Source organism: Rheinheimera mesophila (assembly GCF_000986865.1).
GTDB lineage: Bacteria > Pseudomonadota > Gammaproteobacteria > Enterobacterales > Alteromonadaceae > Pararheinheimera > Pararheinheimera mesophila.
Genome location: NZ_LAVS01000096.1, coordinates 103,338 through 122,665, shown reverse-complemented (window position 1 = coordinate 122,665; position 19,328 = coordinate 103,338). Strand labels below are relative to the sequence as shown.

General features: G+C 48.2%; 14 protein-coding genes. 11 read left to right on the top strand and 3 right to left on the bottom strand.

Translation table 11 applies throughout. From position 1 onward, the window contains the following. Positions 1–183 precede the first annotated feature (183 nt). From SD53_RS17100 to SD53_RS17085, 4 genes are all read left to right on the top strand, one after another. Positions 184–3,036, top strand: coding sequence for a TonB-dependent receptor (locus tag SD53_RS17100; protein WP_046521398.1), 2,853 nt, complete (start codon positions 184–186; stop codon positions 3,034–3,036). A gap of 98 nt (positions 3,037–3,134) precedes the next feature. Next, positions 3,135–4,631 carry a tryptophan halogenase family protein gene (locus SD53_RS17095; protein WP_046521397.1) on the top strand — a complete coding sequence of 499 codons (1,497 nt, stop codon included), beginning with the start codon at positions 3,135–3,137 and terminating at the stop codon, positions 4,629–4,631. Positions 4,632–4,680: 49 nt separating this feature from the next. Continuing rightward, positions 4,681–7,086, top strand: coding sequence for a glycoside hydrolase family 31 protein (locus SD53_RS17090; protein ID WP_046521396.1), 2,406 nt, complete (start codon positions 4,681–4,683; stop codon positions 7,084–7,086). Further along, positions 7,083–8,936 carry a glycoside hydrolase family 13 protein gene (locus SD53_RS17085; protein WP_241481855.1) on the top strand — a complete coding sequence of 618 codons (1,854 nt, stop codon included), beginning with the start codon at positions 7,083–7,085 and terminating at the stop codon, positions 8,934–8,936. Before SD53_RS17090 ends, SD53_RS17085 begins: the two co-directional genes overlap by 4 nt. On the opposite strand, the gene SD53_RS17080 is transcribed toward SD53_RS17085, so the two are convergent. Continuing rightward, positions 8,930–9,313 carry a DCC1-like thiol-disulfide oxidoreductase family protein gene (locus SD53_RS17080; RefSeq protein WP_046521395.1) on the bottom strand — a complete coding sequence of 128 codons (384 nt, stop codon included), beginning with the start codon at positions 9,311–9,313 and terminating at the stop codon, positions 8,930–8,932. The genes SD53_RS17085 and SD53_RS17080 overlap by 7 nt on opposite strands. A 154-nt stretch (positions 9,314–9,467) precedes the next feature. Here SD53_RS17080 and SD53_RS17075 point away from each other — a divergent pair, with 154 nt between their 5' ends. From SD53_RS17075 to SD53_RS17060, 4 genes are all read left to right on the top strand, one after another. Next, on the top strand, positions 9,468–10,328 hold the full coding sequence (locus SD53_RS17075) for a flagellin family protein (protein WP_046521394.1): 861 nt from the start codon (positions 9,468–9,470) through the stop codon (positions 10,326–10,328). 9 nt (positions 10,329–10,337) lie between these two features. After that, positions 10,338–10,679 carry a flagellar biosynthesis regulator FlaF gene (locus tag SD53_RS17070; protein WP_046521393.1) on the top strand — a complete coding sequence of 114 codons (342 nt, stop codon included), beginning with the start codon at positions 10,338–10,340 and terminating at the stop codon, positions 10,677–10,679. A gap of 143 nt (positions 10,680–10,822) precedes the next feature. Beyond that, entirely contained in the window at positions 10,823–12,892 is a 2,070-nt protein-coding gene (locus SD53_RS17065) for a M13 family metallopeptidase (protein WP_046521392.1), read from the top strand. A 332-nt stretch (positions 12,893–13,224) separates the two neighbouring features. Continuing rightward, entirely contained in the window at positions 13,225–14,736 is a 1,512-nt protein-coding gene (locus tag SD53_RS17060; RefSeq protein WP_046521391.1) for an MFS transporter, read from the top strand. Positions 14,737–14,811: 75 nt separating this feature from the next. On the opposite strand, the gene rlmF is transcribed toward SD53_RS17060, so the two are convergent. Continuing rightward, on the bottom strand, positions 14,812–15,747 hold the full coding sequence (gene rlmF / locus SD53_RS17055) for a 23S rRNA (adenine(1618)-N(6))-methyltransferase RlmF (RefSeq protein WP_052749449.1): 936 nt from the start codon (positions 15,745–15,747) through the stop codon (positions 14,812–14,814). Positions 15,748–15,768: 21 nt separating this feature from the next. Further along, on the bottom strand, positions 15,769–16,809 hold the full coding sequence (locus SD53_RS17050) for a LacI family DNA-binding transcriptional regulator (protein WP_206539967.1): 1,041 nt from the start codon (positions 16,807–16,809) through the stop codon (positions 15,769–15,771). A 577-nt stretch (positions 16,810–17,386) separates the two neighbouring features. Here SD53_RS17050 and SD53_RS17040 point away from each other — a divergent pair. Genes SD53_RS17040 through SD53_RS17030 form a run of 3 tightly spaced genes read left to right on the top strand, consistent with a single transcriptional unit; the run spans position 17,387 to position 19,328 of the window. After that, the gene (locus SD53_RS17040; RefSeq protein ID WP_052749448.1) at positions 17,387–18,244 is read left to right on the top strand and encodes a MipA/OmpV family protein; all 858 of its coding nucleotides are present in this window, start codon (positions 17,387–17,389) and stop codon (positions 18,242–18,244) included. A gap of 14 nt (positions 18,245–18,258) precedes the next feature. Further along, positions 18,259–18,633, top strand: coding sequence for a DUF3019 domain-containing protein (locus SD53_RS17035; protein WP_046521388.1), 375 nt, complete (start codon positions 18,259–18,261; stop codon positions 18,631–18,633). After that, entirely contained in the window at positions 18,633–19,328 is a 696-nt protein-coding gene (locus SD53_RS17030) for a winged helix-turn-helix domain-containing protein (RefSeq protein WP_046521387.1), read from the top strand. Before SD53_RS17035 ends, SD53_RS17030 begins: the two co-directional genes overlap by 1 nt.

Below are 19,328 nucleotides of genomic sequence, written 5' to 3'. Positions count from 1 at the left end.
TTTGCACCAATAGCATGCAAAATTGCATAAATGCCCTGCAAAGGGGCGTCAACATAGGAGGTGAATACGTATTCATGTTGAACATTGGCGGCGATAAGTTTAACTAGTAAGGTCAGACTAGTATCGATTACCAGACAGATATAAGTCTGAAACAGAAAAACAAACAAATCCGGGGATAAGGGCATGAATAAATTTAAGTTAAGCATACTCACCATGGCTATTGCGACTGCTGGCGTCAGTTCGTACAGCTACGCACAACAGACCGAAGATTCCAAAGCCACACCTGCCAAAGAAGAACAAATCGAAGTCATCGGTATCACAGGTTTCCGTGGTAGTCTGCAAAAAGCTCAGGCTGTGAAGATGAGCGAAAATTCCATTGTTGAGGTCTTATCAGCTGAAGATATAGGTAAGCTGCCGGATACTAGCGTGGCAGAATCATTAGCGCGTTTACCTGGCTTAGCCGGTGAGCGTCGTAACGGCCGTACCAGTGGTTTATCTGTGCGTGGTTTTAACGAAAACTACGTGGGCACCTCATTAAACGGTCGTGAATTATTAGGTATGGGTGACAACCGTGGTGTTGAATACGACCTGTACCCATCTGAAATAGTCTCTACTGCTATGGTTTACAAAACTCCTGATGCATCACTGATGGCGCAGGGTATTGGCGGTACGGTAGACCTGCAAACTGTACGTCCTCTGACGGCAGAAGATACCTTTGTTGTTAACCTGAACTACGAACAAAACGATCAGGAAGCCGGCAACCCGGATTTTGATGACCACGGTCATAAAGCATCAATCAACTATGTTGATAAATTTGTGGACGACAAACTGGGTTTTGCCCTGGTGTTGTCTTCTATCGAATCTCCGCGTCAGGAACAACAATTCCGCGGTTGGGGTTATCCTGAAGCTGCAACGACAAAAGGTGCGCCTGGCGTCACAGTGCCGGATGATACATTCATTCTTGGTGGTCATGACACCTTCACCCGTTCCGCTATGTTGGAACGTGATTCTATTGCTGCCATTGTGGAATACGATGCCAGCGACGATTTAAAAGTTAAATTTGATGCGCTTTATATCGACTTTAACGAAACTGACGTGCGTCGTGGTTTAGAAGAAGGTATGGCTGAGTGGGGCACAGGTGCTTACACTATCACTGAAGTTCAGAATGGTTTAGCTACTGCGGCTTACCACGACGGTTTCTTCTCCGTGATTCGAAATGACGCCCGTGAACAGGATGCTGATCTGAAAACCTTCGGTCTGAACCTGGAATACAATATCAATGATAACTGGACCAGTGAGCTGGATCTGTCAACTGGTAAAGTTGATAAAACCATCACCGACGTAGAAAGTTATTCAGGTGTAGGTCGTGCCGGTGGTTTAGGCCCGGATAATAGACCTATCACGGCCCGTTCATGGGTAATGACTCCGTCAGGCGCTATGTTTGGTGCCCATCCAACTATAGCTACTGTTGATCTGACTGACCCTTCTATCATTCGCTTAGCTGGTCCACAAGCCTGGGGTGGCTCATTAGCTCCGGTTCCGGCATTCCAAAACACAGGCGACGGTTATGGCCCAACAACAGCTCAGGACGGTTTCGTAAACCAACCTATTTTTGAAGAAGAGCTGGACAGCGTACGTCTGCAATTTAATGGCGTAGTGGAGTGGGGTATTTTCACCGGTCTGGAAACTGGTGTGGTCTACAAAGATCGTACCAAGAGCAAAGTCAACAACGGTGCTTATCTGACTGCGAACGTATGGCCAAACTCAGACGCTATTCCTGATGTATTAGGTGTAGCCGATTTAAGTTTTGTGGGTATCAACGGCGTGTTGGCCTATGACAGCTTAGCCTTGTACAACAACGGCTATTACATCGCTACCGATGCAGCTTTCCTCGAAAATGGTCGTTTTGGTGACACTTACGAAATCAATGAGAAGATCACCACGCTGTACGGTATGTTAGATATTAATACAGACGCAGGCTCTATCCCTGTGACGGGTAATATCGGTGTACAAATTGTCAAATCTGATCAGGAAGGTTTTGGTTTTAACGCGTCCTCAGGCAGCGACCGTTACACCAACGCAGTGCCGGTATCAGGTGGCGCGGATTACACTGATGTGTTACCAAGCATGAACCTGAGCTTCGAAGTTGCAGATAGTCAGTTTGTGCGTACTGCTGTGTCTAAAGTGATGAGCCGTCCACGTATGGATGACTTACGTCCAAACAGTCAGGTGACCTTTAACTTTAATGACACCAACATTCTGGATGATGATCCGTTAAACAGCGCTTTTGCGGGTAATGCCGGTAACTCAGAACTGAAGCCGTTAGAAGCAGACCAGTTCGATTTATCTTATGAAAATTACTATCATGATAACGGTTTTATTGCGGCAAGTTTCTTCTACAAAGACCTGAAAAACTGGCACCGTAATATCACCTTAATCAATGACTTCTCTGATTACTACATTCCTGGTTACCACCAGACTTCAGCCCAGGCAACACCGCCTAATGCACCTCCGGCAACCTTCTTAGGTCGTCTGGATATCCGTCAGGATGGCTTAACAGGTTTTGTCCGTGGTTACGAAGTTCAGGCCAGTGTGCCGTTTGATATCATCGACGAAGTACTGGATGGCTTTGGTTTAGTGGCCAGCGCCACCTTTATGGACGGTGAGTTAGATGACGGTGGCCGTGTACCGGGTTTATCTGAAGAGATCTACACTCTGACGGCTTATTATGAGCGTGCAGGTTTCGAGGTTCGTGTCTCTGGTACTAAACGTGACCAGTTTGCCACTGAAACCCGTGGTATCAGCTTAAGTCTGGCTCCTACTGTGGATCAGGGTAGCGAGCTGTGGGATGCACAGATCGGTTACGACTTCAGTGAGTCAGGTATAGACGCACTGGACGGTCTGCGCGTGTCATTACAAGGCCAGAACTTAACAGATGAGAAAACCATTCAGAACAACCCAGGTGATCCACGTCAGGTCACTCAGTATCAGAGCTTTGGCCGTAACTTCCTGTTAGGCTTAAACTATAAGTTCTAATGCAGGCTGAGGTTGTGCCGGTACTGTAACCCAGACCGGCTACTGATTTCGTATAAAACCCAGCCGTTGTGGCTGGGTTTTTTCTTTAGGGAATTCGCATGACTCCGATCAAAAAAGTAGTGATTCTGGGGGGCGGTACCGCAGGCTGGCTCAGTGCCGCCTTGCTGAAAAAGGTACTGGGTGCTGTGGTTGAGATTGAGTTGGTGGAATCGGATGCTATCGGCACTGTCGGTGTCGGTGAGGCGACTATTCCGCCTATTCGTGTGCTGAATCAGGTGCTGGGTATCAACGAAGCGCAGTTTTTGCGTGAAACCAAAGCCACTATCAAACTGGCGATTAAATTTGAGAACTGGCGTACCCAGGGCGATAGTTACTACCACAGTTTTGGTGCTCCCGGCCGCAGTCTGACCTTTTGCCACTTTCATCATTTGTGGTTAAAGGCACGGCAACAATTGGGTGATATGACGTCTATCTGGCAGTACGATTTAAATTATCTCTGCGCTGAAGCTGGTAAATTTGCTTCTATCACCGCAAAAGACCCTATCCTCGAGTTACCTTACGCCTACCATTTTGATGCCGGTTTATACGCAGCCTTTTTGCGTAAATTTAGCGAGCCTATGGGAGTAGTACGTACTGAGGGGATAGTTGATCAGGTTACACAACATCACAATGGCCATATCAAAAGTTTACTGCTCAACGATGGCCGCGAAGTGAAGGGTGATTTCTTTATTGATTGTTCGGGTTTCGTCAGTCTGTTGCTGCAACGTAAACTTGGCGTCGGCTATGACGACTGGAGTCATTTTTTGCCTTGTGACCGGGCCTGGGCAGTTCCCACTGAACGTTTTGAGCAGACCTTGCCTTATACCAGAGCTATAGCGCATCAGGCGGGCTGGCAATGGCGTATTCCATTACAGCATCGCAACGGCAATGGCCTGGTGTTCTGTAGTGCTCACTACACCGAACAACAAGCATTGGATGTACTGATGGGGAATTTGCAAAGTACCGCATTGGCCGAGCCTAAACTGATTAAATTCAAAACAGGCCGTGCCCGTAAACAATGGCATCACAATGTACTGGCTGTCGGTTTAGCCAGCGGTTTTCTGGAACCACTGGAATCGACCAGTATCCATCTGGTGCAATCGGGCATAGTGCGTTTGCTGAAAATGTTCCCGCATAACGGTATTGAACCGGCCACTGTGGCTGAATACAACAAACAATCCGAAGCTGAATTTGTCTATATCCGCGACTTTTTATTGCTGCATTACCATGTGACAGAGCGCACCGATAGCCAGTTCTGGCGTGATATGCGTCAGTTGCAAATTCCGGATTCACTGAAACATAAAATAGAGTTGTTTCAGGCCGATGGCAGTATTTTCCGTGAGCAACACGACTTATTCCATGACGCATCCTGGTTACAGGTGATGTTAGGACAAGGGGTATTGCCCAGAGATTATCACCCGTTGGCAGACAACTTTTCAGAAGCTCAGTTAAAAGACATGTTAAGTGGGATCAGGGCTATCAAACAGGAGCCTTTAGCAAAACTCCCCTCGCATGATGAGTTCTTACGCCGGGCTTGTGGCATCTCAGCAGGCTAATGTATGACGCCAGACCTGAGCTGAGGCTGGCTTGACACAGGATTTTTATATGATATCGAGTCGTTTCTGGCTGAGTATTGTGCTGGTGTTTTTTTCTGTTACCGCACATGCTGCCACCTATCAGTCTCACCAGTTGCAGGGCAATCAACTGCAGCTACAAACCGATGAGTTCACCGTCTCTCTGAGCTTTAAAAGCAAAGGCAGTGTCGAAGTGCTGTACCAAAAAGCCTGTCTGAAACAACTGCCATCTTTTGCGTTGGCTGCACCGGAACAACAGCTTGCCGCTACGCTGAATGAACAGCCACAGCAGCTCGAATTTGCCACCACAGATCTGACAGTGCGTATTGATAAAGCGCCTTTCCGGTTGAGTTACTACCGTGGCGATGAACTGGTCCTGGCCGAAGAAAAAGGTTTTTTCGCCCATGAAACCCTGCGCGGCTTCCGTTTTCAGTTACAGGATGATGAAAAGCTGTTAGGCACAGGTCAACGTGTAGTCGGTATGGACAGACGGGGCCAGCGTTTACCTTTATACAACAAGGCCAGTTATGGCTACGGTACTGAAGCACAGCAAATGTATTTTGGTTTGCCTGCCGTCTTGTCGAGTAAAAAGTATCTGGTGCTGTTTGATAACAGTGCCAGTGGTTTTGTCGACTTAGGTAAAACAGAAAAGGATGTATTGCAGTTTGAGGCTGTGGCTGGCCGCACCTCCTATATTGTGATGACAGCCACTTCTTATCCGGCGTTAATTGAACAGTATGTCACTGTCACAGGTAAGCAGCCGCTGCCACCGCGCTGGGCTTTTGGTAACTTTGCCTCGCGTTTTGGTTATCGTACCGAAAGCGAGACCCGTGCCATAGTGGATAAATTTGCTGCTGAAGACTTTCCGCTGGATGCTGTGGTATTGGATTTATACTGGTTTGGGCCAGACATTCAGGGCCACATGGGAAACTTAGCCTGGGATAAAAAAGCCTTTCCCAACCCAAAAGACATGATCAGCGATTTTAAAGCCAAAGGCGTCAATACAGTGCTGATTACCGAGCCTTTTGTACTCAGCAGCTCTAAACGCTGGAATGAAGCGGTACAAGCCAACGCATTGGCCAGGGATTTAGCGGGTAAGGCGAAAACCTTCGACTTTTATTTTGGTAACACGGGTTTAGTCGATGTGTTTTCAGAAGAGGGTAGTAAGTGGTTTGAAGGTATTTATAACGAACTGGCTGATTATGGTGTGGCAGGCTGGTGGGGCGATTTAGGCGAACCTGAAGTACATCCAGCGGACACTATTCATAGCATAGGCACAGCCGATGAAATCCATAATGCCTATGGTCATCGTTGGGCTGAACTGCTTTACAAAAACCGCTTAGAGCAGCAAGCCGCACAGCGTCCTATGATCATGATGCGTTCTGGTTTTGCCGGTTCACAACGTTTTGGCATGATCCCCTGGACAGGTGATGTCAGCCGTAGCTGGGAGGGGTTAAAGCCGCAGGTGGAATTGTCATTGCAAATGGGCTTGTTAGGCATGGCTTATACCCACTCCGATTTGGGTGGTTTTGCCGGTGGCGAAGTCTTTGATAAAGAGCTGTATATCCGCTGGTTGCAGTACGGTGTGTTTCAGCCGGTGTATCGCCCTCATGCGCAGGAGCAGATAGCGCCTGAGCCTGTGCTGCACGACAAAGAAACCAAAGATATCCTGCGTGAATACGTGAAATTACGTTACCGCTTATTGCCCTACAACTACAGTTTGGCCTATGAAAATAGCATGACTGGTATGCCACTGATGCGGCCGTTATTTTTTGAAAACGAAGCCGACACCAGCTTAATCGCCAATAAAGACAGTTACCTCTGGGGCGATGCTTTTTTAGTCACACCAGTCACAACAGCGGGTGTCAAGTCGGTCGCCGTGCAATTGCCAGCAGGGGTTTGGTTCGATTACTGGACGGATAAGGTATATCAGGGCGGTAAAACTATTCAGCAGCCAACGGATTTAACTACTTTGCCAGTCTTGGTGCGGGCTGGCTCCTTTGTGCCTATGGTACCTGCGGTACAAAGTTTAAAAGACTACAGCAGCCGTCAGTTAGAGCTGCATTATTACCACGACTCATCTGTGAATTCGGCCAAAGGCATGCTGTATGAAGATGATGGTGTATCGCCGGACTCGTTAAAAAGTGGCCAGTATGAGCTGCTGACCTTTGGCGCTGTGGCGAAAAACAACAGACTAACACTGGAATTGAACCGCACAGGCTTAGGCTATACAGGTATGCCGAAGCAGCGTGAGGTCACGCTGGTGGTGCACCAATTCGCTCAAAATTCTGAGCTGTTGGTCAATGGTAAAAGCCACAGATGGGTGAACTCTGCAGCGGAGCTGACTGCAGGGACAGCCTGGTTTGATAAAGCGAAACAACAAGTGCGGGTGAAGTTTAACTGGGATCAGGCCAAAGTGAAGGTGGCATTGCAATGACAACTATGTATCCGATAAAGGCTGTGCTGCTGAGTCTGGCTTTACTGGCCCCTGTAGCTCAGGCGACCACAATCCAACATCTGGAACCGGCCTTTTGGTGGGCTGGTATGAAAGAACCTAAGCTGCAACTGATGGTACATGCCAAGGATATTCAACAGGCTCAAGTGCAGTTGAATTATCCGGGGGTCAAAGTTACAGGGCTGCAAAAGGTCGAAAACCCCAATTATTTGTTTGTCGATTTGGAGCTGAGTCCTGATGTGAAACCCGGTCGTTTTGAGCTGGTGTTTACACAAGATGGCGAAATAATAGCCCGACATCACTATAGCTTATTAGCGCGTCAGCCAGGTTCAGCGCAGCGTCAGGGCTTTAGTCAAAAGGATTTGATTTATCTTATTACCCCGGACCGTTTTGTAAATGGGGATAGCGCTAATGACGAAGTCAAAGGTTTAAGCGAAGGACTAAACAGAGCTAGTCCCGGCGGTCGGCATGGTGGTGATATTGCTGGTATGCAACAGGCGTTACCTTATTTACAGCAACTGGGTGTAACACAAATCTGGCCTCAGCCGCTGACGGAGAACAATAGCCCGGCCTATTCCTACCATGGTTACGCCGCCACGGATCTGTATAAAATCGATCCTCGTTTTGGCAGCAACAGTGACTATAAGAACTTTGTGGCGGAAGCGAAAAAACTCGGCATAGGGGTGATTCAGGACATAGTGGTGAATCACATTGGTTCGAATCACTGGTGGCTGAAGGATTTACCTGAAAAAAGCTGGCTGAATTACGATGCCAGCTTTCACCCGACTAACCATGCCCGTACTACAGTGCAGGATCCTTATGCTGCAAAAGTGGATGCCAAAGCTTTTGTTGATGGCTGGTTTGTCGACACCATGCCGGATTTAAACCAGCGGCATCCGTTACTTGCCACTTATCTGATCCAAAACTCAGTCTGGTGGGTGGAATACGCCAACCTGTCCGGTATTCGGGAAGACACCTACTCTTATGCGGACAAAAACTTTTTAACGGCCTGGTCAAAGCGCCTGATGAGCGAGTACCCGAATTTTAACATTGTCGGTGAAGAGTGGAGTGCGAATCCTGTGGTGGTATCGTACTGGCAGAGGGGGAAACAGAATAGCGATGGTTACCAGTCTTTTACCCCCAGCATGATGGATTTCCCGCTGTATTACGCTTTACTGGCGGCGCTGACCGAAGAAGAAGCCTGGGATAAAGGCTGGGTTAAACTCTATGAGGCTTTGGGCAATGACGTGATTTATCCGGATCCAACCAACCTGGTGTTGTTTGAGGGCAATCATGACACAGCGCGAATATTCTCCTTACTAAACGAGGACCGCGACTTGTATCAGATGGCGATGATCTACCTACTGACAGCGCCACGTATTCCGCAGCTTTACTACGGCACTGAAATTCTGAAACAAAGTCCTAAGCAGCGTGATGATGGTTTAGTGCGCAGCGATTTTCCGGGGGGCTGGCCGGGTGATACTGTCAATGCATTCAGTGGTCAAGGGTTGAGCAAGGCACAGTTGCAGGCACAGCACCTGGTGAGAACACTGGCGAATTACCGCAAGACCAATACGGTATTGCAGCAAGGAAAGATGAAACACTTTAGTCCTGTGCACGGTGTTTACAGTTATGCCCGTTATCAGGGCAGCAGGCAGGTCTGGGTATTTTTTAATAAAAGTACCGAAGCCAGAACTGTGGATCTCAACCGTTACCTTGAGTTGATGCCAGCTAATGCGCGTTTTAAAGAGGTGCTGACAGGTCAAACCATCAGCACCAAAGGCACGCTGGAATTGCCAGCGCGTAGCAGTCTGCTGCTGGAGCTTCAGTAAGGTAAAGGTGGAACTTTCAGTAGCTTTAACAGCAGGTTACGGCCAGAGCGCAGTAGTGGATAACTGAAGCGGGCCCGGCTTGCTGACTGAAACCAATACAACCAGAGTGAGTTGCGCCAACTGGCTTCATTCAGTGAAGCCAGTAACTGCAGCACCTCGGGTCCCTTTAACCAGCGTCCGTCCACTCTTAGCACCATACTCTGGTTAATCACCAGACGCTGGTGTTGCAATTCTGCCAGTAACAACGGCGCTTGTTCGGGCAAATCCCTCGCATTAAGTAGTGTCAGTGTGCCAAAGTGCTGCTGCAGACGCTGTGCCGCAACAAAGTGACGGCACAAAGGACAATCACCGTCATAAATCAGTAAAAGTTGCTGCATAAAACGCCCCTCATCAACACTGTTACTTTAACGGAAAATAACAGGCTGCGGATCTTTGCTTAATAAATCGCCTTCTTGGATTGGCGAAATAGTGCTGCAGAGTTACACTTGTAGGTAGTTTAATTTCTGATCGCCGGATCAGATGGAGCTTGTGATGATCAACACTATCAGCCCGGGATTCATTCCATCCAGTACCCTCACCAATGCTGCTGCAACCTCTGGCTCTGCCGCTGCCCCAGCTACGGCCACGACGACCAGCGGGGCAGGCAGAAAAGCAGAATTAGAATTTAGTCCGGGTCGTAACTCGGCGAAGGATTATTCGGCAGTGCAACAAAGTCTGGCCAAAGGCAAGGGTGCGGTAGAAACTGCTCAGGCAGCAAGCAGTGATATTCAACAATCTCTGCTCAAAGTACGTGACGTTGCCACTAAGTTGGCTGACGATTCTCTGGCGACCTCACAGCGCGAACAACTGCAAAAAGAGTATTCAGCGTTACGCTCCGGTATTGAAAAGTCATTAGAAGGTGCCAGTTATAAAGGTGCTGATGGCGGCAAAGGTGTTAATTTATTGACAGACTCAAAGGGGACCAAGGTCACCATCAACAGCTTCGGCAGTCAGTCAGAGCTTGGCAGCAGTAAGTTAGACAAAAGTCTGGGGCTGCCGGAAAAAATTGCCTCAGCGGCAGAGGCCCGCGAGTTACTGAATGGTAAAGAAGGGAAAGGCAGCGTATTGGCTGCGGCAGAGAAATCTGTCAATGAAAGTTCTGAGCGTTTAGCCAAAGAGGAGCAAAAACTCAAAAGCCGTTTAGAGACAGCCACAGCCGTCAGTAAAGCCGCCAGTAGTCTGGAATCTGAGCGGACTGGTGGACGCAACTCCCGTCGGGCTGCGCCTGATGAGGAAAGCCGGGCTGCGTTATTAAAACAGGCTGAGGAAACCCGGCAGCAGTTAAAACAGCAGACTATGGGCATAGGTAATAAAGAGCAAGGGGCACGCTCTCTGCTCAGTTTGTTTAGTTAAGTCATTCTGATGCGTAGTCCGCTCGACCTGTATCGCACCACCCGTCTTTTAGCGTCGAACACCAAAGCCCTTGAAGCTCAGGTGTTTCGTCGCGTCTTGTATCAGTTGGAAACCGCAGCCCAAACTTCCGAATTGGAGCAGGCTAAAGCTTTGGCCGATCTGCGTTTACTTTGGGTCACTGTATTGGGACTGGTGATGGATCCGGATAATCACTTGTCTTTAGCTCTACAAAAGGCTCTGGAGCAACTGGCTCATAGGGTGATCGCAGAGCTGGATTTACCCTTAGCTGAGCAGGACAGGAGCTGGCTCATTCAGGTCACCAGCCATATCGCTGAAGGGCTGGAGGCCTGAGTAGCCGCGTACAACGACATGATTTTGTCCGGTTTGCTGTGCAGCTAGTCGCAGTCAAATTCTTAAGGCTGGACAATACCCTGGTTTTCTTTACACTGGATTTGCGTAAAAACTCATAACTAAAATCAATTCCGGGAAGCATCATGTTCAATAAAACAACTCTGGCCCTTGCCGTGCTGATCGCACTGGTTGGCTGCGAAAAAGCTCAAACTCCAACTCAAGCCACGGACACAACCCCTGCTGCTGTTACTGAAGTTAAAACTTTAACCTCAGGCATTGAGCTGTCCAATATGGATACCAGCGTGAAACCGCAGCAAGACTTTTTCCGTTATGTCAACGGCAACTGGCTGGCGAAGACTGAAATTCCGGCTGACAAAGGTCGCTGGGGTAGTTTTGACGAGCTGCGTGAAAACGCTGATAAACAAGTGCTGGCTATAGTGCAGGAACTGGCAGCAAAAACCGCAGAACCTGGTTCTGACACGCAGAAAATTGCTGACTTCTATCGCTCTTATATGGATACAGCCACCTTGGACAGTTTGGGGCTGGAACCGTTAAAAGCTGACTTTGCCAAAGTGGATGCCCTAAGCTCCCATGCCGATTTAGCCAAACTGTGGGGCGAGTTACAGGCCTATCGCACTGGCACGCCTGTGGTACTTTTTGTTGGCCAGGATCAGAAAGCGTCTGATCAATACATTACGCTGGCTAGCCAGTCAGGTTTGGGCATGCCGGACCGCGATTACTATCTGAACACTGATGAGAAGTCGAAACAGATTCAGCAGAAGTATCAGGCTTATATCACTCAAGTGGCAGAGCTGGCAGGGTGGCCAGAACCCGCCAAAGTGGCGACCACAGTCTATGCCATTGAGAGTCAACTGGCTCAGGCACAGTGGAGCAGAGTACAAAATCGCGATCGTAACGCGACCTATAACAAACTGACTGTGGCGCAATTGGCTGAAACAGCTCCGGGTTTTGATTGGTCTGCCTTATTGGCCGCTGCCAAGCTGGCCGATGTCAACGAAGTGGTGGTGCGTCAACCGACTTACCTGACGGCTTTTGCCAAATTACAAAGCGAAATTCCGCTTGCGGATTGGCAGACGTACTTAAAATTCCATCTGGTGCGTGCCAACAGTGAATTGCTGGCCAGCAGTTTTGACCAGGCCAGTTTCGAGTTTTATGGCAAAACCTTGTCCGGTTTAGAGGCTCAGCGTGAGCGGGAAAAACGTGCTGTTGCGGCCTTAGAAGACTCTTTAGGTTTTATGCTGGGTAAAATCTATGTTGAACGTCACTTTAAGCCTGAAGCGAAAGAGCGCATGGACCAGATGATTAAAAATCTGCGGGTGGCCTTTAAAGAAGCTATTGATGGGCTGGAGTGGATGAGCCCGGAAACCAAAAAAGCAGCGCAGGAAAAGCTGGCTAAATTTAATACAAAAATTGGTTATCCAGATGTGTGGCGCGATTACAGTTGTTTAGAGGTCAAAGCCGCGGATCTGTTGGGCAATATGCGTCGCAGTGGCCAATGTGAGTTCGACCGTATGGTTGCCAAACTCGGTCAGCCTGTCGATCGGACTGAATGGGGTATGACGCCTCAGACCGTCAATGCGTATTACAGCTCGACGATGAACGAAATTGTGTTTCCGGCCGCTATTTTGCAGCCACCATTTTTTGATGTGAATGCCGACGATGCCGTGAACTATGGGGCTATAGGCGGTGTGATCGGTCATGAAATTACCCACGGCTTTGACGATCAGGGTCGCCGCTCGGACGGTAATGGTAATTTAACGGACTGGTGGCAACCTACGGATGCAGAGCAATTCCAGAAACGTGCTCAGTTGATGATTGACCAATACAGTGCCTTTAATCCTATTGATGATTTAAAACTGCAGGGTGCTTTAGGTTTAGGCGAAAATATTGCTGACTTAGGTGGTTTAACCGTTGCCTTTAAAGCCTATCAGAACTCGTTACAGGGCAAGCCTGCGGCTGTGATCGATGGTTTTAGCGGTGATCAGCGCTTCTTTATGGGCTGGGCTCAGGTCTGGCGTATTAAGTTCCGTGATGCATCTTTACGTCAACAGGTGATCACTGGTCCTCACTCTCCGGGTATGTACCGGGTGTTGGGTGTATTGTCGAATATGCCTGAGTTCTATCAGACTTTTGATGTGAAGCCGGGTGATGGCATGTACCGTGATGACGCGGTGCGGGTCAAAATCTGGTAACAGAGTCGTTTCAGCCCAAAGGACGCTTTTAAGCGTCCTTTTACTTTTTTATCAGGCAGTGCATAGTAGCGAAGTACTGCGCTATAAATGCAGTTCAGCGCCTGACCTGAATACGTATTCATCTTGTTGTACAGCATGTATCACTGTTCTAATCGGGCACCCTATAAAACTATGTTCAGCCACTGATAAGGCTGACAATCCGATCCGGGATAAAGGTTTGCAGACCTGAAGCTAAAGAGCTTCACCTGAGATCGCTCCTATTTTTTATTCAAGAGTGGCTGATAGGCGGATTTGATCCGGACTCAAGCTACCGGACGCAACAGGACAACGATATGCAACAAAAGCCTAATCTCAGTTTCTGGCAAATCTGGAATATGTGTTTTGGATTCCTCGGTATCCAGTTTGGTTTTGCTTTGCAAAACGGCAATGTCAGCCGTATTTTTCAAACGCTGGGCGCCAGTATCGATGAAATTCCTATTCTGTGGATCGCCGCGCCTTTAACAGGTTTATTAGTGCAGCCGCTGATTGGACATTTTAGTGATAAAACCTGGACCAAGCTGGGGCGTCGTCGTCCATTTTTCCTCTACGGCGCTATAGTCACTACCTTAGCCTTATTTTTTATGCCGAATTCTCCGGGTCTGTGGATAGCTGCTGGTATGCTGTGGATTTTAGACGCTGCCATTAACGTGACCATGGAGCCATTCCGTGCTTTTGTTGGCGATAATTTAAATGCCAGACAACGTCCGATGGGCTTTTCCATGCAAAGCTTTTTCATCGGTGTCGGTGCTGTTGTCGCTTCAGCTTTACCCTGGATTCTGACCAATTGGTTTAATGTTGCCAATACTGCCCCTGAAGGCCAGATCCCTGACTCGGTGAAATACTCTTTTTATGCTGGTGGTGCCGTGTTATTGCTGGCCGTACTCTGGACTGTGATCCGCAGCAGAGAATACAGCCCGGCACAACTGGCTGAGTACGAAAAAGCCGAAATGGCCGAGCCGGATCATCAGGCTCCTGTGATGCAACCTGCAGGTTCAGGCAAAACCTATTTTCATCGTGGCTGGGCTTTTGTGTTGGTTGGTATTATCTGCCTGACGGTAGTGTACAACTGGGATATGGACAAGCAGTTGTATATTCTCGGTGGTGGTTTAGCTGCTTTTGGTTTATTGCAGTGGCTGACCAGTTGGTACAAGACCAAAGAAAACTACAATATGGTGGTGCAAATAGTGGATGATTTGTACAGCATGCCAATCACAATGCGCAGATTAGCTGTAGTGCAGTTTTTCTCCTGGTTTGCTTTGTTTTCTCTATGGATCTACACCACAGCGGCAGTGACGGCCACGCATTATGGTAGCAGTGATACCACCTCAGCCGCCTACAACGAGGGTGCCGATTGGGTCGGGATACTGTTTGCTATTTACAATGGTTTTGCGGCTATTGCGGCTATTCTGATCCCTGTGATGGTCCGAAAAAGCAGTATTCAACTGACCCATAGTTTTAACCTGGTCTGTGGTGCTTTTGGTTTATTTGGCTTTATGTGGATCGAAGACCCGCTGATGCTGTGGATCCCGATGATAGGGGTGGGGATGGCATGGGCCTCTATTTTATCTCTGCCTTATGCCTTGCTGGCCGATAGCCTGCCTGCCCATAAAATGGGGGTTTACATGGGGATATTTAATATCTTTATCGTGTTACCACAGTTACTGGCTGCCAGTATTTTAGGTTCGCTGGTAAATCATGTGTTCGACAAGCAGGCTATCTACGCTCTGGTAATAGGGGGTGTCAGTTGGATTATTGCCGCCTTGTATGTACTGCGCGTCAAAACACGTCGTCTAGCCTCTAAATAAGGCTCAGCATAACAGTTCTCCCGCTTCTGGCCTCGTTTAGCGATGGACAGGTCAGAAGCACTCCGATTGAGTTTGCTATTTCCTCTGCCATTTGAACTGAGCCCAAAGCTGGCGCTGCTTCTCCGACATAAAACTCCAGACTAAAATCCGGCTTTGTTTATTGCCTTGTTGCATCTCTATCACCTGATGCTCAGTGTTTAATCTGGTTAACTGCTGTTGCAATGCAGGCAGATTCTCCTGCTTGGAAACAAGGCTACTAAACCACAGTACTTGCTGCGCATAACTTTGGCTTTCCTCAATCATGGTTTTGATGAAAGCTGCTTCTCCACCGTCACACCAGAGTTCATGCGAGCGACCGGCGAAGTTAAGTGCCGCTGTTGTATACCCCAGATTTTTGGCTTTACGTTCACTGCCTGCTGCCGCCTGTTCAGCCGAGGTATGAAAAGGCGGATTACATAAGGTCAGCTCAAACAAATCAGCAGGTTGAATAATGCCGTGAAAAATATGGCGGGAGTTTTGCTGCCGACGCACTGCAATTTTATGCTGAAGCTGATTGCGCTGTATCAATAAGTCAGCAGCATCTGCAGCCACTGGATCCAGTTCTGAGGCTGTGACTTTCCAGCCGTATTCGGCCTGAGCTAATAAAGGATAAATCAGATTGGCGCCACAACCTATGTCCAGTAACTGCACTTTGTTACCTGTCGGAACTTGGTTTTTATTCAGCAAAGCTAACAGGTCGGCCAGATAATGCAGGTAATCAACGCGGCCGGGCACTGCCGGACATAAAAAACCATCAGGCAGTTGCCAGTGCTGCACCAAATATAGCTGCTTTAATAAGGCCTGGTTCAGAGTTTTGACTGCATCCGCGTTAGCGAAGTCTATAGATAGTTGGCCGTATCCATTGTCACGGACAAACGCACTGAGTGCCGGTACCGCAGCACAGAGAGCTGTAAAATCATAGGGTTGCTGATGTTTATTGCGTGGATGCAAGGCTTTAGTGGACAGTTTCATGCAAAGAACCAGGGCTGCAGCTTAACGCTCTGCAGCACCACAAGATTGACGGACTATAATTTTAGGCTGAATTTCGGTCAGTTCTACCGGCTGATGATTGATCAGTTTTAACAAGTTGACGACCAGCATTTCGCCAGCCAGCGAGGTATTTTGCTGAATAGTGGTTAACGCTGGCGACGAAAATGAGGCCACAGGTATATCATCAAAGCCGACGACAGCAACATCTTCAGGCACCCTCAAGCCTTTTTTCTGCAAGGCACGAATAGCCCCTATTGCAATCAAGTCGCTGGCACAAAACAGCGCGTCAAAACTTTTACCCTGGGCATGCAATTGATTAATGGCATCAAAGCCCGCTTGTTCTGTTGAGATGGCATCCAGTTGCGCTACGGTGTCTTCAGTGATGCCTGCCTGTTCTAAAGCATGTACCATGCCCTGATAACGGGCCAGAAATTCAGGACTGTTATCGGACGCGTTCCCTATAAAAGCAAAGCGGCGGCGTCCTTGTTGCACTAGATGTTGACCTGCCAGCTTGCCACCTTGCAGATTATTGCTACGGATTGTGAATTCAGGATGACCTTGCACCTCGGCGCCCCAACAGACAAAGTGAGTTTGTTGTGCCAGCAAGGTATTGAGTTTTTCTTCGTAATCTTTGTAGTCCCCGTAACCTAACAGAATAATGCCATCGGCTTTTTTACTGTCCTCATAGTCAGCATGCCAGTCATTACTCAGTTGCTGAAAAGAGACTAATAAGTCGTGTCCACGCTGGCTGCAGGCCCGGGTAATACTGCCCAGCATAGCGAGGAAAAACGGATTGATCTGAGAGTCGTCTACAGTCGGGTCTTCAAACAGTAATAGTGCCAAAGTGCCAGTAGTTTGTTTGCGTAAATTACTGGCGTTTTTATCCACTTTGTAATTTAACTGCTTGGCGATGGCGAATATTTTGTCTTTGGTTTCCTGATTCACAGCCGGGCTATCACGCAACGCACGCGAAACCGTGGATTGCGAGACTCCGGCCAGATAAGCGATATCAAAAGAGGTCGCTTTTCCTTTCATCGGTGTCATCGGGGCTATTCCTGGCTGATTGTTTGACTTCATATACCCTTCTTACTTGAAGCTGCAGCTGCGTTGACTGCGCTCTTTCGCATCAGTCACATAGACAGCTATGTTCCTGACGACTCAATCTCTTGTCGCCTTACTGCAACTCCAATTAATTTGGGTAACCCCCTTCTTACTTGAAGCTGCAGCTGGACTGCGCTCTTTCGCCCCAACCACATAGCGCAACTATATGATTGGGGTCTCTTTTTCTTGTCACCCTCAGATGGCTTTATCTTCGGCATGCTTTGGGCTAACCACAGCCCCGACAATAGCTCTTTCTGAGCGCGGCTTCGAGGTGCTGATTTATTCTTAATAATGCTGGGCATCATAGCATTAAATTGTGGTCAGTGATCCTTTTCACGGGTTGCTGTCACAACCTCACAATTTGATTTGATTACGTATTTTTCTACGTCGTGGATCCGCGGTTTAGCCACAGCCCTGCTGTGACAGAATGCGGCAATTTGTACGAAGTTGTTAACTTCGCTTAAGCTGTTTCGTATTAACTGCTAAAGTATGCCGCATGAATAGTCTGAGTAACTGTCCGATGAAATCAGTAGTTTGGTTTTTTCTTATCTGTGTTTTGAGTTGCAATGCTGCGTTGGCATGCAATAAAAATACAGACAGTTGCGTAGAGTCTGAACAATTTCAGCTTGCTGTGGCTTTAGGTGCAGGGCAACGCAGTAATCCTCTTTATGATGGGGATAGTTTTCCTATGCTGATTTTGCCGGATTTCAGTTACTACACCGAGAGCTGGTTCATCGATAACGGTACTGTCGGCTATAGTCTGATACAAAATGATCGCTTTGCTGCCAGTCTGGTGATGAGGTTGAATCCAGAGAAAGGCTATTTCCAGCGCTGGTTTGCTGGCAACGTTATTACAATGAGCAGCACTGGTACTCTTTTACCTCCCGAAGTCGAGACAGGCGCCGAAAAGTCGATGAGCACAGTGTCAGTACAGGATGTTGGCAAGCGTCCCACTGCGCTGGATGCCGGGTTACAGCTCAACTGGTTTGGCGAACAGTGGCAAAGCAGACTGAATCTGTGGCAGGACATCAACTCCACATATGAAGGTCAGAATATTAGTCTGAGCTGGTCACGTTTTTGGCCTCTGGCTGGTGGTCAGTTTGATCTGAGTACCACCTTACACTGGAAAAGTGCCAAACTGATCGACACCTACTATGGAGTGGGTGAGGACGAGCTGTATTATTTGGAACGCTATAATGGCCGGGCCAGTGTGCAACCTGAATTACGTTTGGGCTGGCAAAAAGAGCTGACGTCACGCTGGTCTGTGCTGACTTTTTATCGATATCTGCATTTGGATGATGCGATGACGGATAGTCCGTTGGTGCAAGACGATTCAGTGCAGACTTGGTTTATAGGTATGGTGTATCGCTTTTATTGATCGAAGGATAGGGAATGTTCGGGCTGTTATTCGCCGGTAATCTGATGCTGGCCGCCGCCCAGCCCCCTGAATGCAAGGCTGAATTATGCTGGTCAGTAAGTCCGGCTTTTTGCGTTGCTGCAACACCAGAGCAACACTGTGAGGCTCAGCTCAGTGTGAGTTGGAGTAGCCGCAAAGCTGAACATCTGTGTCTGTATTTTGCACAGCAGCAAATGCAGTGCTGGCAGCATGCCAAACAGGGAGAATGGCAACAGGTGTTGAGTTGGTCGGGTAAAACTGAAGTCAGATTGCAGCATGAGCATGATGTGTTATTGCGAAAAGAATTGATAGTCTTAAGCCGTCAGCCGGAAAAAAGACGACGTTTGGTGGCTCCCTGGAGTGTGTTTTGATGCAAAAAATCTTACTGGTTGAAGACGATGCCCGCTTAGCAGCCTTAGTGCAGAGTTTTCTGCAACAACAAGGCTTTGAGGTTCGATTGGAAAGTCGTGGAGATACAGTGGCTGCTATTTGTCAGAGCTGGTTGCCTGATTTGCTGATCCTGGACTTGATGTTACCCGGTATGGATGGTTTTACGGTGTGCCGTACCATCAGACCCTGGTTTACTGCGCCTATTCTGATGTTAACCGCCAAACAAGGTGATATTGATCAGGTGCTGGGGTTAGAGCTGGGGGCGGACGATTATGTGATTAAACCGGTTGAGCCTCGTGTGTTACTGGCTAGGGTGCACGCTTTGTTAAGACGAAGTAACCCGACCCAAAAGACTGAAAATCAGGAACTTAGTTTTGGTCTGCTGAATTTAAATAACAGTGCCAGAGAAGCGCATTTTTCTGGCCAACTGGTCGAGTTAACCAGTTATGAGTTTGATTTGTTATGGATGCTGGCTAAGCATGCGGGTCAGACCGTCAAACGTGAAGCCATTCATAAACAGATCATTGGCCGCGAATACGACGGTTTGGATCGCACTGTAGACGTTCGTGTATCGCATTTACGCCGTAAACTAAATGATAACGCCGAGACGCCATTTCGCATCAAAACTGTCTGGGGCAAAGGCTATTTATTTGTTGCAGACGCCTGGAACAGTTAA